Origin of the sequence: Wohlfahrtiimonas chitiniclastica DSM 18708 (assembly GCF_000375345.1) — a bacterium.
GTDB classification, from domain to species: Bacteria; Pseudomonadota; Gammaproteobacteria; order Cardiobacteriales; family Wohlfahrtiimonadaceae; genus Wohlfahrtiimonas; species Wohlfahrtiimonas chitiniclastica.
The window spans coordinates 31552-43221 of record NZ_AQXD01000001.1; the positions used below are offsets into that span (position 1 = coordinate 31552).

Annotated in this window: 12 protein-coding genes; 7 read left to right on the forward strand and 5 right to left on the reverse strand. The window is 45.1% G+C overall.

All coding sequences use genetic code 11. The features are described 5' to 3' along the window. Positions 1–19 precede the first annotated feature (19 nt). The 6 genes from B143_RS0100165 to B143_RS0100190 are packed head-to-tail and all read left to right on the forward strand — an operon-like array spanning position 20 to position 6933. Complete coding sequence (locus tag B143_RS0100165; RefSeq protein WP_008316428.1) at positions 20–1150, forward strand: lytic transglycosylase domain-containing protein; 1131 nt, start codon at positions 20–22, stop codon at positions 1148–1150. Between the two features lie 32 nt (positions 1151–1182). Next, complete coding sequence (tal, locus tag B143_RS0100170; protein ID WP_018121693.1) at positions 1183–2268, forward strand: transaldolase; 1086 nt, start codon at positions 1183–1185, stop codon at positions 2266–2268. Positions 2269–2281: 13 nt separating this feature from the next. Further along, entirely contained in the window at positions 2282–3481 is a 1200-nt protein-coding gene (fabV, locus tag B143_RS0100175) for an enoyl-ACP reductase FabV (protein WP_018121694.1), read from the forward strand. Positions 3482–3484: 3 nt separating this feature from the next. Next, positions 3485–4375, forward strand: a complete 891-nt coding sequence (locus B143_RS0100180; protein WP_008316433.1) for a prephenate dehydrogenase — start codon at positions 3485–3487, stop codon at positions 4373–4375. An 18-nt stretch (positions 4376–4393) separates the two neighbouring features. Next, positions 4394–6481 (forward strand): RelA/SpoT family protein, encoded by a 2088-nt coding sequence (locus tag B143_RS0100185; protein ID WP_018121695.1) that lies wholly within the window; start codon positions 4394–4396, stop codon positions 6479–6481. Between the two features lie 8 nt (positions 6482–6489). After that, on the forward strand, positions 6490–6933 hold the full coding sequence (locus B143_RS0100190) for an META domain-containing protein (protein WP_018121696.1): 444 nt from the start codon (positions 6490–6492) through the stop codon (positions 6931–6933). Between the two features lie 50 nt (positions 6934–6983). On the opposite strand, the gene B143_RS0100195 is transcribed toward B143_RS0100190, so the two are convergent. From B143_RS0100195 to B143_RS0100210, 4 genes are all read right to left on the reverse strand, one after another. Then, positions 6984–9182 (reverse strand): heavy metal translocating P-type ATPase, encoded by a 2199-nt coding sequence (locus tag B143_RS0100195; protein WP_018121697.1) that lies wholly within the window; start codon positions 9180–9182, stop codon positions 6984–6986. A gap of 2 nt (positions 9183–9184) precedes the next feature. Beyond that, positions 9185–9397, reverse strand: a complete 213-nt coding sequence (locus B143_RS0100200; RefSeq protein ID WP_018121698.1) for a heavy-metal-associated domain-containing protein — start codon at positions 9395–9397, stop codon at positions 9185–9187. A 26-nt stretch (positions 9398–9423) separates the two neighbouring features. Further along, positions 9424–9870 (reverse strand): CopY/TcrY family copper transport repressor, encoded by a 447-nt coding sequence (locus B143_RS0100205; RefSeq protein WP_008316438.1) that lies wholly within the window; start codon positions 9868–9870, stop codon positions 9424–9426. Positions 9871–10166: 296 nt separating this feature from the next. Then, positions 10167–10634, reverse strand: coding sequence for a peroxiredoxin (locus B143_RS0100210; RefSeq protein WP_018121699.1), 468 nt, complete (start codon positions 10632–10634; stop codon positions 10167–10169). Positions 10635–10707: 73 nt separating this feature from the next. Between B143_RS0100210 and B143_RS0100215 the strand changes: the two genes are divergently transcribed. Next, a complete protein-coding gene (locus B143_RS0100215; RefSeq protein WP_026165636.1) occupies positions 10708–11061 on the forward strand; it encodes a DMT family protein in 354 nt (117 codons plus the stop codon). 33 nt (positions 11062–11094) lie between these two features. On the opposite strand, the gene B143_RS0100220 is transcribed toward B143_RS0100215, so the two are convergent. Beyond that, on the reverse strand, positions 11095–11586 hold the full coding sequence (locus B143_RS0100220; RefSeq protein ID WP_018121701.1) for a DUF4410 domain-containing protein: 492 nt from the start codon (positions 11584–11586) through the stop codon (positions 11095–11097). Positions 11587–11670 lie beyond the last annotated feature (84 nt).

Below are 11670 nucleotides of genomic sequence, written 5' to 3' on the forward strand. Positions count from 1 at the left end.
TTTAACGCACGAGAACTCTATGAAAACATTGATCACACGCATGACGCTTTTTGGCGTCATGGTGCTTGCCGGCTGTTCGACCAATCATTTCCCTGAACCTAAATCGATGGAACCGATGGTGGAATTTTGGGAGCGCGTTTATAGTGAATGGAATGAAAATCAAGCGGTTTATCATGACAATCGCTATTTAAGTGTGATCTATGATGTGGTGCCCGTGCCGAATCAAGATCGCCGCGACTTTTTGCGCGCGAATGAAAACATTCTGCGTGAAGAACTTGTGGACATGGTGGCGCGTTATCAAAATAAAGAAAAGCTCACGCGTAATCAGCGCCATTGGGTGAAATTGCTTAAAAAAGCCGGTGGAGAAGCGGCCATTTATGGTGCGCCAGAGCGCTTGCGTTATCAAACAGGTTTAAAAAATAATTTCCGTAAAGGTTTAGAGATCAGCGGGCGTTATTTGCCTGAATTCAAAGCCATCATGAAGCGTCACAATGTGCCTGAAGAGATTGCCTATTTGCCGCATGTGGAATCTTCATTCCAAGGGCGCGCGTATTCACACGTTGGGGCGGCAGGCATGTGGCAATTTATGCCAAGCACGGCGCGTGATTATATGCCCATGCAGCGCAATGTGATTGATGGTCGTTTAGATCCTTTTATGGCGGCAGAAGGTGCAGCGCGTTATTTAGGTGCTGCAAATCAACGCACGCAAGCTTGGCCATTGGCATTGACGGGATACAATCATGGCGTGGGCGGCATGGTGCGCGCGAAAAATCAATTGGGCACCGATGACATTGGCAAAATCGTTTGGCAGTATCAAGGCGATCGTTTTGGTTTTGCCTCACGTAACTTTTACGCTGAATTCTTAGCCGCTAAACGCATTGCGGATAATAGTGACAGCTATTTTCCAGGGCTTCATCCCCAAAAGCCACGTAAAGTGGATGCCATCACTTTAAATGCACCGATTAAAGTACGTGATCTAGCCAATGCATTGATGATTTCAGAGATTGATTTAATTGAGCTCAATCCTGCATGGCTAAAAAACATTCAAATCAACCAAGCGGCGATTCCTGCGAATATTCCGGTTTGGTTACCTAAAGGCACTGCGAAAAGAATGCCCCAAGATATTGGCAGAGTCTACGATAAGCGCTAGGATAACACAGCATTGACTTTTTTGAGGTGGCCATGAATCCATTAGAGCAGTTGAATCAGTTAGGGCAAAGTGTATGGTATGACAATATTTCCTGCGAGATGTTAGCCGCAGGCGGTTTATTGTCCACTTTGATTAAAGAGGATGATTTAAGGGGCGTGACCTCTAATCCTGTGATCTATGATCAAGCGATTTGCTCTGGGCATTATGATCAGAGCATTCGTGATTTACAAAAAGCCTCAAAGTCTGCTGAGACGATCTTTTATGATTTGGCAATTGCCGATATCCAAAAAGCCTGTGACCTTATGCTGCCCGTCTATCAAAAAACCGAAGGGTTAGATGGTTATGTGAGCTTAGAAGTGTCACCGAATTTGGCTTTTGATGTGATTGGCACCATCACAGAAGCCAAAGCTTTGTGGCGCCGCATTAATCGAAAAAATGCCATGATTAAGATTCCTGCAACGATTGCAGGGATTGAGGCGATGAGCCATTTGATCTCTGAGGGGATCAACATCAATATGACGCTGATTTTCTCCATCAAACGCTATTTACGAGTGATTGAGGGATATTTATCGGGTTTAGAAGCGCGCGTTGCGGCAGGGCGACCGATTGCGAATGTGGCTTCTGTGGCAAGCTTTTTCATCTCCCGCATTGATGCGGCGATTGATCCAAAATTGGCAGACATTGCCCCAGAATTACAAGGCACCATTGCCATCAGCAATGCCAAAATGGCACACGCTGAGTTATTGAAACATTTTGGGCATGCACGCTTTGATGCATTGTCCCGTAAAGGCGGGCGCATTCAGCGTTTGCTGTGGGCATCAACGGGCACCAAAAATGCTACTTATTCTGATACATTATATGTGGATGCATTGATTGGCGCGCACACCATTAATACAATGCCGCCCGCGACTTATGCTGCGTATAAAGATCATGGCAAGCCAAACGTGCGTTTAGAGGATGATTTAGCCGCAGCAGAGGCGAATTTACGCGCATTGAGCGCACACAATATTGATCTAGAATCAGTCACACAAACCTTAGAAAAAAATGGCATCGAGCAATTTACAGCAGCGTTTAATGCTATGATGATGACCATTAACGAAAAGTTATCAACTGTTTAGAAAGAGAAAAGTTATGATTATTAAACCTAAAATTCGCGGATTCATTTGTACAACAGCACACCCGACAGGTTGTGATGCACATGTGAAAGCACAAATTGACTACATTCGCGCAAAAGGTCCACTCAAAGATGGTCCAAAACGCGTATTGGTGATTGGTGCATCCACAGGTTATGGTTTAGCCTCACGCATTGAAGCGGCTTTTGGCAGTGATGCGGCAACAATTGGTGTGTTCTTTGAAAAACCTGGCACAGAAAAGAAAACGGGCACCGCCGGTTGGTACAACTCAGCGGCGTTTGATAAATATGCCAAAGCAGCGGGTTTATACGCAAAAAGCATCAATGGCGATGCCTTCTCAAATGAAGTGCGCGCAAAAGTGATTGAGCTCATTAAAGAAGATTTAGGCACAGTCGATTGCGTTGTGTATTCATTGGCATCACCTGTGCGTAAATTGCCAGAGACTGGCGAAGTGGTGCGCTCTGCCTTAAAAACCATCGGTGAAACATACACAGCGCCATCTTTAGATACCAATAAAAATGAAGTGATTGAAGCTTCTGTTGAGCCTGCAACCGCTGAAGAAATCAGTGATACAGTGACAGTAATGGGCGGCCAAGATTGGGAGCTTTGGATGAAAGCCCTGGATGAAGCTGGCGTCTTGGCTGAAAATGTGCAAACTGTGGCATATTCATACATTGGGACTGCGATCACATGGCCAATGTATTGGCATGGCACTTTAGGAAAAGCGAAAGAAGATGTTGAGCGCGCAGCACGTGAAATCAACGCAATGCTTGAAGAGAAATATCAAGGTCATGCTGCCGTTGCGGTTTTAAAATCTGTGGTGACACAAGCCTCTTCTGCCATTCCTGTGATGCCACTTTACATTTCTGCGGCGTTTCGTGTGATGAAAGAGTTGGATTTACACGAAGATTGTATTGAGCAAATTCAACGCTTATTTGCCACATGCATGTATGGCGAAGGCGGCGAAGTGGATGAATCCGGCCGTTTTCGTTTAGATGATTGGGAATTGAAACCAGAAGTGCAAAGCGCTTGTGAGTTGATCCTCAAAGAAGTGGAAACAGAGAGCATCGACAGCTTAACGGACTATAAAGGCTACAAAGAGAACTTTGAGCGTTTATTTGGCTTTGGTTTAGCGGGTGTGGATTATGAAGCAGACGTTTCCCCGATCGTTGAATTTGATGTGATTGAAATGGTGTAACCCATGAAAATTGAATTGAGTAAGCCGTTTTATGTGGATCGCGTCACCATTGTGGGCATTGGTCTCATTGGTGGATCTTTAGCACGCGCCTTGAAGAAAAACAACGCTGTGGGCACAGTGGTGGCTTATGATGTCAATGTCGATGCGCTCGAAAAAGCAAAAGCATTGGGCGTTGCTGATGAAGTCACCACGGATTTAGCAGAAGCGGTGAAAGATTCAGACATCATCATCATGGCAACCCCCATCACGGTGATGGGGCGTTTGGTCAAAGAGATGTTGCCGCATTTAAAAGAGGATGCCATTGTCAGTGATGTGGGCTCGACGAAAGGCTCTGTGATTCGTACGATTACAGAAGCGGTGGGTTATTTGCCTAAACGCTTTGTGCCTGCACATCCGATTGCAGGGACGGAAAAGCATGGCGTTGAGAACTCATTTGCAGAGCTCTTTGAAAAGCGCCGTACTTTGATCATTCCCCACATCAATAACAATCATAGCGCGGTGACCACATTGACAAAAATGTGGGAGTCGGTGGGCTCGATTGTCGAAGAGATGGGCGTGGTGCATCATGATCAGGTGCTTGCGGCGACATCCCACATTCCCCATTTGTTGGCGTACAGCACTGTGGATACGTTGGCAAATTTGGATGATCGCGCGGAGATTTTCCGCTTTGCGGCAGGTGGCTTTCGTGACTTTACACGCATTTCCACCTCAAATCCTGAAATGTGGACGGACATTTGTTTAGAGAACCGCGAAGCCGTGTTGCAAGTGTTGCGTGCATATTTGAAGAAAATTGCTTTGGTGGAAGAGGCGTTAGACAAAGAAGACCGCGAAACCATTTTAGAGATCTTCAGCCGTGCGAAACACGCAAGGGATAACTTTTATCACGAACCTTAACTACAAAAGAAGGAACGGATGTCTAGAGTCGTTGATGAAACAACATTAAGAGATTGGTTTGCACAATGCCAAGAGAGTTGGCCTCAGGCAGAGTATCAGCTCTTTCTTGAGCACCAAAATGATCCAAGTTTCAAGCGTGCCCTTGAAACTGCTTATTTATTGGGGCAAGTTTCTGGGATTCAGCTTCGCATCATTGCGATGCTCTTTGTGCTTGAAATTCCTCTTGAGCAAGTGCCAGAAGGCTATCACAGCTTTTTGCGTCAATTGAATCTTTTAAAAGAGACAAGCAATCTATCCGGTGCGCAGGAGAAAACGAAAGAGATCCTTCGTAAAATGCTGCTCGCCATTGTGGAAGATGTGCAAACTCTGGTCATCATTCTAGCGAATCAAGTGGTGCGCATGCGCCACCTCAAATATGAGCCCGATGAGATTAAAATTCTGGTGGCAGAGCAAACGCGTGATGTATTTGCGCCATTGGCCAATCGATTAGGGCTCAGCCGTTTTAAATGGGAATTAGAAGATGAAGTGCTGCACTATTTAAAGCCGCAGGATTATAAACTCATCTCTAAAAATCTCAATGAAAAGCGCATTGATAGAGAAGTCTACATTCAATCCATCATTAAAGAAGTGGAGGATTTAATCGCCGCTGAAGGGATTGAAGGGGAAGTCTCTGGGCGCGTCAAACACATCTACAGCATTTGGAAAAAGATGACCACAAAAGGTAAATCTTTTGAAGAGTTGCTCGATGTGCGTGCGGTGCGCGTCATTGTGAAAAACTTATCCGATTGTTATCGCGTCCTTGGTATGGTGCATGAAAAATGGCCGCCATTGCCAAGAGAGTTTGATGATTACATCGCCAACCCTAAACCCAATGGTTATCAATCCCTGCACACTGCTGTACTTGGGCCGCAAAATAAAGCCATTGAAGTGCAAATTCGCACCCGAAAAATGCATGAACATGCAGAGCTCGGTGTTGCCGCTCATTGGCACTATAAAGAGTCGGATGCATCCCTCAGCCAGCAAGCGAAACTCAATCGCGTGCGCCAATTGCTCGATCAAGAGGCGAACAGTGAATCTTCTAAAGAGTTGTTAGATAAAGATCTCTTTGGTGAAAATGTTTATGTGTTAACGCCAAACCGTGAAGCCATTGAGCTTGTGGCAGGGGCAACGCCGCTCGATTTTGCGTATCAAATTCACACCAACTTAGGGCATCGCTGCCGCGGAGCAAAGGTGAATGGGCGCATTGTGCCATTGACGTATGTGCTCAATAATGGTGATGAAGTGGAGATTTTAACGGGTAAAAATGCAGCGCCCAGCCGCGATTGGCTCTCGCCCCATTTAGCGTATGTGAAATCAAACCGCACGCGCGCCAAAATCCGTTCATGGTTCAAGCAGCAAGCGCAAGAGAAGAACATTGCCGCCGGCAAGCAGCTCCTTGATCGTGAATTTTCGCGCTTGAATTTAAACTTATCACCCGATGCGCTCCTTAAAATTGCCAAGCGTTTAAACTGTAATTCCATCAATGAATTGCATGCGCAATTAGGTGCGGGCGAAGTCACCATTAACCAGTTCTTGACGCGTTTGCCAAATGCACAACAGGTGGAAGAACCTGCCATTACGCCAGATTCGCTCATTCGTCCTCAAACGCAAGCTAAAGGCAATGATGCCGGCGTGCGTGTGCAAGGTGTGGGCAATCTATTGGTGCAGATGGCTGCGTGCTGTAAACCTGCACCCCCTGAATTGATTGGCGGCTTTGTGACGATCAATCGTGGCGTGGTGATCCATCGTAAAACGTGTTCAAACTTTATCAATATGATTGAGCAGTCGCCTGCCCGCGAAATTGATGTGGATTGGGGCTATGATGCAGAGCAGCGCGTCACATCTGATTTGATGATCAAAGCCCATTCCCATCAAGATTTGTTGAAAGAGGTCAATAACCTCATCACCAATGAGCAACTGCGCATCATTGACATCAATATGAAAAGTGAAGGCAATGGCATTGCCCAGATTTTTGTAACGTTGGAATTGAACCATTTGAATCAATTGAGCCGTTTGATTGATCGCTTGAGTCAATTGCCATTTGTGATTGAAGCCCATAGAAAATAGAGGTTCGTATGAAAAAATTATTACTTTCAGCCGCAGTTCTTCTTTTAACCGCAGGATGTTCACACACAATGACAGATCATGACGGCAAAATTGCCACCGCACAAGATTTAGAGCACCACAATTATGTATTGGTTGCCATCGATGGTAAAGCGTACAAAACCGCCGCCAATGAAATGGCGCCGAACATTGAGTTTGGTGAGAAAATGCATCTATCGGGTGCAATGTGCAATAACTTCTTTGGGCAAGGCGCCATTAAAGAGGGCGTATTGACGGCTAAAGGCGTGGGCATGACGCGTAAATTCTGTGCAGATGCCACGTTAAATCAATTAGATCAAACCATTGGGCAATTGCTTGAAAAAGGCGCAACGGCGACATTGCACAATGATGGTCAGCGCTTAGTGTTATCTGAAGGCAAAACACAATTGACCTTTGAATTGAAAGATCATAAGTAACATTATGGTATTAAAAAAGCGGTCAATAGACCGCTTTTTTGATGAGTGAATCATAGCTTTTTACGATTGAGCAGCAATGAGTTGGTCAGCACACACACAGAACTCATCGCCATGGCAGCGCCTGCAATGATGGGCGTGAGTAAACCAAGCGCCGCAAATGGAATGCCGATGGTGTTATATAAAAATGCCCAAAAGAGGTTTTGACGAATTTTGTGCATGGTTGCTTGCGAGAGTTGTAAGGTGCGATCAATGTTCGTAAGATCCCCATTCATGATGGTGATGTCCGCGCTCTCCATCGCAATGTCTGTGCCTGTGCCCATGGCAATGCCAATGTCTGCTTGAGCAAGGGCAGGCGCATCGTTCATACCATCGCCAATCATCGCAACGGTGAGTCCTTGATCCTGCAATTTTTTCACATAATTGGCTTTATCTTCCGGCAAAACTTCTGCAAAAATGTGTGCCTCATCCAACTGAATTTTTGCGCCAATGTAACGCGCAGTGCGGGCATTGTCACCGGTCATCATATAAACGGCAATGCCGCGAGATTGTAAACGCGCAATCGCATCAGGCGTTGTGGCTTTTAACGCATCAGCCACCGCAATGATGGCAAGGAGCGTTGTTTCTGAGCTCAGCATCATCACTGTTTTGCCTTGATGCTCTAAGGCGGTAATGGCGTCAATATGTTCGGAAACATCGATGCGCTGCTGCGTCATCAGGCGCTTTGCACCCACATAATAGCGTGTGCCATCAATGATGCCAGTCAAACCAAAGCCTGTTAAGGATTCAAATGCATTCACATTGACAGGTTCAATGCCTTGCGCTTTGGCATAATTGACCATCGCGGTGGCTAAAGGATGCTCAGAGAGCGCCTCTAAAACCGCCAGAATTTGTAAGGCAGAACCATCGCTTGTGAAGTCTTTAAAACTTATCACCACAGGTTTACCTTCCGTTAGAGTGCCTGTTTTATCGAGCACAACGGCATTGACATGGGCAGCCGTTTCGAGGGCTTCGCCATTTTTGATCAAAATGCCGTGGCGTGCGCCGACGCCTGTGCCCACCATAATCGCGGTGGGTGTTGCTAAACCTAGCGCACATGGGCAAGCAATCACCAATACAGACACAGCATGAATGATGGCAGTGGAAATATCTTGCGTGATGAGCCAAGTGATGAGTAGGGCAATGAGTGCTATTGTGACCACAGCAGGTACAAAAATGGCAGAGATGCGATCGGCTAATTTTTGAATGGGTGCGCGGCTGCCTTGAGCCGCTTCCACTAAAGCAATGATGCGCGCTAAGGTGCTGTCCCCACTTGGTTTAGTGACTTGTGCGGTTAATGTGCCTGTTTGGTTGATGGTGCCGCTATAAAGCGGACTGCCAATGACTTTATCCACCGGTAAACTTTCGCCCGTGAGCATGCTCTCATCAATGGCTGATTGCCCAGCGATGACAACGCCATCGGCAGGAATATTGCGCCCCGGTTGAATGAGGATCTGATCATTGACTTTAATGAGCTCAATGGGCATTTCTTTTGTCTGCCCATCAATGAGTAACAGCGCCGTTTTAGGCTGTAAATCCAGTAATTTTTTAAGGGCAGAATTGGTTTTAGATTTGGCAATGTTCTCTAAATATTTGCCCATCAAAATGAGGGTGATGACCACGGCACTGGCCTCAAAATAGAGATGATTGGCGTTGCCAAAAAATCCGTTATACACGCTCAGTAAATAGGCGCTGGTGGTGCCGGTGGCGACCAAAACATCCATCGTGGCAGAACCATTGACCAAGGATTCATAAGCGCCTTTGTAAAAGCGTGCGCCAATGAAGAATTGGATGGGGGTTGTTAAAATGAGTTGCATCCAAGGATTGTGCACAAAGCTCACCCACGGCGCATGATGATTGAACATCATCGCGATCATGCCGATCACCATTGGGGCAGACAATAGGGCACTGATGATGAGCTCACGTTTAAGTTGATTGAGGGACGCTTGATGCATTGCCTCAACTTCAGCATGATTCTCTTTAAGATCCACAATTGCCCCAAAGCCAGCATTTTCTATGAATGTGCCGATCTCTTTAGGGGAAATGAGGGTGGGATCAAATGCAACGATGGCCTTTTCACTGGCGAAATTGACATATGCATGGTGGATGCCTGCTTTTTTATTGAGAATCTTTTCGATGCGTCCTGAGCAATTGGTGCAGGTCATTCCTGTGATGGCAAATGTCACTTGGTGGATGGATTCATTTGCCGTCATGATTAGATCACCGTTGCTTCAAACCCAAGATCATCAAGGGCGTCAAGGATGTCATTGATGGAGAGGGTGGCATCATCAAAAGTGACATGGGTGGTTTTTGTGGCAACATCTGCGCTGACGGCATCAACGCCCGTAAGTTTTGATAAACCATTTTCAATGGATGAAGTGCAGTGGCCACAGCTAATATCTGGCACTGACAATGTGATGTTTTGCATATCAACTCCTTAAAAAATTCTTAAGGCTACTTATTCGGGCAACAAGCATCAGAGCATTGGCATTGTCCTTTCACACAGTTACAAGGCACTTTGCATAAAGCAAATTTGCGTTTTTGTTGCACCGCCGCAGCGATTAATTCCACATCTTGGTGAGAGAGAGGATTCTCCTCAATCAGCGCCGCAATGTATTTGCCCATTTTTGTGGAGCAAATGTGGTGAGCGAGTTCCGCTCGGGTTCTCTGAAGGGACTCTTTTTCAGAGATGGTGGGGTAATAGCGGTAACGATTGCCATCAGCATGTTTACCGACGTACCCTTTTTTCGCTAAACGAGAGATCAAAGTTTTAACCGTTGACGGTTTCCAGTCATGTTTTTCTGACAACACTGAGATCACCTCATTGCTCAAGCACTCGCCTTGAGTCCAGAGCACGCGCATCACTTCCCATTCAGTTTTGGTAATTTTAATATGAGACATTGTCCACCATACAAAAACTATCGACTACAATTGTAGTCGATATTTGTCTAAAAGCGTAATTTATTTTTACAAATAATTCCTTGAACCACCCTCATGATTCTGCTCACTAGTATAATGTATGCGGCGTTATTATTAAATTCTATTGCGTTGATTTGCCGATAATTCTCAGGATCATGCAGCGCTTTGGCTGAAAATGATGCTAACTTAATGATTTAATCATTAACTCAATTTTCAATGCCTAATCATTGTGCAGGCATTTGCATTAAAAAACCTCGCATTTGCGAGGCTTTGAGTGCTTAACCTTGTAAGGTTTTTAAAACGGTTTGCACATGTTCAGGAACTTTGACTTTGCGCCATTCATGGAGAATGTTGCCTGTTTGATCGAGCACAAAGGTGCTGCGTTCAACGCCAAAGCCAATTTTGCCATAGAGATTTTTCTCTTTGATCACATCAAAGGCATTGCAAATGATGCTCTCTTTATCAGAAATGAGTGTAAATGTGAGGTTCAATTTATCCACAAATTTTTGATGTGAGCCGACAGAATCGCGTGATACCCCAATAACTGCGGCATTGAGCGCTGTGAAAGCCGCTAAATTGGCCTCAAAGTCGCCCGCTTCTGTGGTGCAGCCCGGCGTATTATCTTTGGGATAAAAATAGAGCACGATTTTGTCATGGGTTGCTGCAATGTCAGACAGTGACACCTCGCCATGTTGTGTGGGAAATTTTTGTGACCAAAGGGTTTGAATATTTTCTTCAATGGACATACAGTACCTCCTAAAGATGATGGATGTGAAATCATAACACGTCCAAAGCGTAATGAAAGAGGTCACCATGACGATTCACCCTTTAGCCATCACCATTGGCTTATTAACATTGAGCAATGTTTTTATGACGTTTGCTTGGTATGGGCATTTAAAATTTATGCACTCGCGCGCATGGGTATTTGCGGCGTTTGTCAGTTGGGGGATTGCGCTTTTTGAGTATCTTCTACAAGTGCCCGCAAACCGCATTGGCTATGAAGTGGCAAGCGCCGGGCAACTTAAAATCATCCAAGAAGTGTTGAGTTTATCGGTCTTCATTCCGTTTTCGCTCTTTGTGCTCAAAGAGCCGTTTCGCTTAGATTACATTTGGGCGGGCTTGTGTTTATTGGGCGCAGTCTTTTTTATGTTCCGCCAAGAGATTATGGGATGATGTGGCAGTTGCCACATCATTTAAATGATAGGATTAAATTTTTGCACCTGCACGTTTGAAAATATTCATGAGTTTAATTTTTTGTACGATGTCGATGGCAGCATCATTTAAAATCCCTTTAGTATCACCGCCGAATGCGCCCATGGATAATGTCGCTTCTGAATGAAGTGTGGCAAGTTCTTTATGATCTTTGCGATTAATGATTTTAACTTCTATCAAAGCACGTGCTTTGCCTGTGCCAAAACCCACAAAATAGCGAAGGGCGCGACTGCCTTCATCCATATTGATATCATATTTGATAATGGTGTCATAGGTGATGCTTTGTTCATCGATGTGTGCATTTTTTAAGGCTGTTTTTAACGCTTCTTCAAAATATAAGTCATATTCTGTGCCACCGCTCGGCTCAACCATATAGCTGGTTTGTATTGCATCTGTTTGTGTTGAATGTTTAATATGATTAGTATTCATGGTTGAACAGGCACAAAGAACGCCTGTGAGGCTTAAAGCAAGGATGAGTTTTGTCATAATAATCTCTATTCTATGGTTTCGTTTAATCATTGTTGTTTATGGGCATCAACTGCCGGTCGCGATTATATAATGCTTTGTATT

Excerpts from the sequence above, each read along its gene's own strand:
- B143_RS0100165 (WP_008316428.1), top strand. The coding sequence starts at position 20 with ATGAAAACATTGATCACACGCATGACGCTTTTTGGCGTCATGGTGCTT.
- tal (WP_018121693.1), top strand. The coding sequence starts at position 1,183 with ATGAATCCATTAGAGCAGTTGAATCAGTTAGGGCAAAGTGTATGGTAT.
- fabV (WP_018121694.1), top strand. The coding sequence starts at position 2,282 with ATGATTATTAAACCTAAAATTCGCGGATTCATTTGTACAACAGCACAC.
- B143_RS0100180 (WP_008316433.1), top strand. The coding sequence starts at position 3,485 with ATGAAAATTGAATTGAGTAAGCCGTTTTATGTGGATCGCGTCACCATT.
- B143_RS0100185 (WP_018121695.1), top strand. The coding sequence starts at position 4,394 with ATGTCTAGAGTCGTTGATGAAACAACATTAAGAGATTGGTTTGCACAA.
- B143_RS0100190 (WP_018121696.1), top strand. The coding sequence starts at position 6,490 with ATGAAAAAATTATTACTTTCAGCCGCAGTTCTTCTTTTAACCGCAGGA.
- B143_RS0100195 (WP_018121697.1), bottom strand. The coding sequence starts at position 9,182 with ATGACGGCAAATGAATCCATCCACCAAGTGACATTTGCCATCACAGGA.
- B143_RS0100200 (WP_018121698.1), bottom strand. The coding sequence starts at position 9,397 with ATGCAAAACATCACATTGTCAGTGCCAGATATTAGCTGTGGCCACTGC.
- B143_RS0100205 (WP_008316438.1), bottom strand. The coding sequence starts at position 9,870 with ATGTCTCATATTAAAATTACCAAAACTGAATGGGAAGTGATGCGCGTG.
- B143_RS0100210 (WP_018121699.1), bottom strand. The coding sequence starts at position 10,634 with ATGTCCATTGAAGAAAATATTCAAACCCTTTGGTCACAAAAATTTCCC.
- B143_RS0100220 (WP_018121701.1), bottom strand. The coding sequence starts at position 11,586 with ATGACAAAACTCATCCTTGCTTTAAGCCTCACAGGCGTTCTTTGTGCC.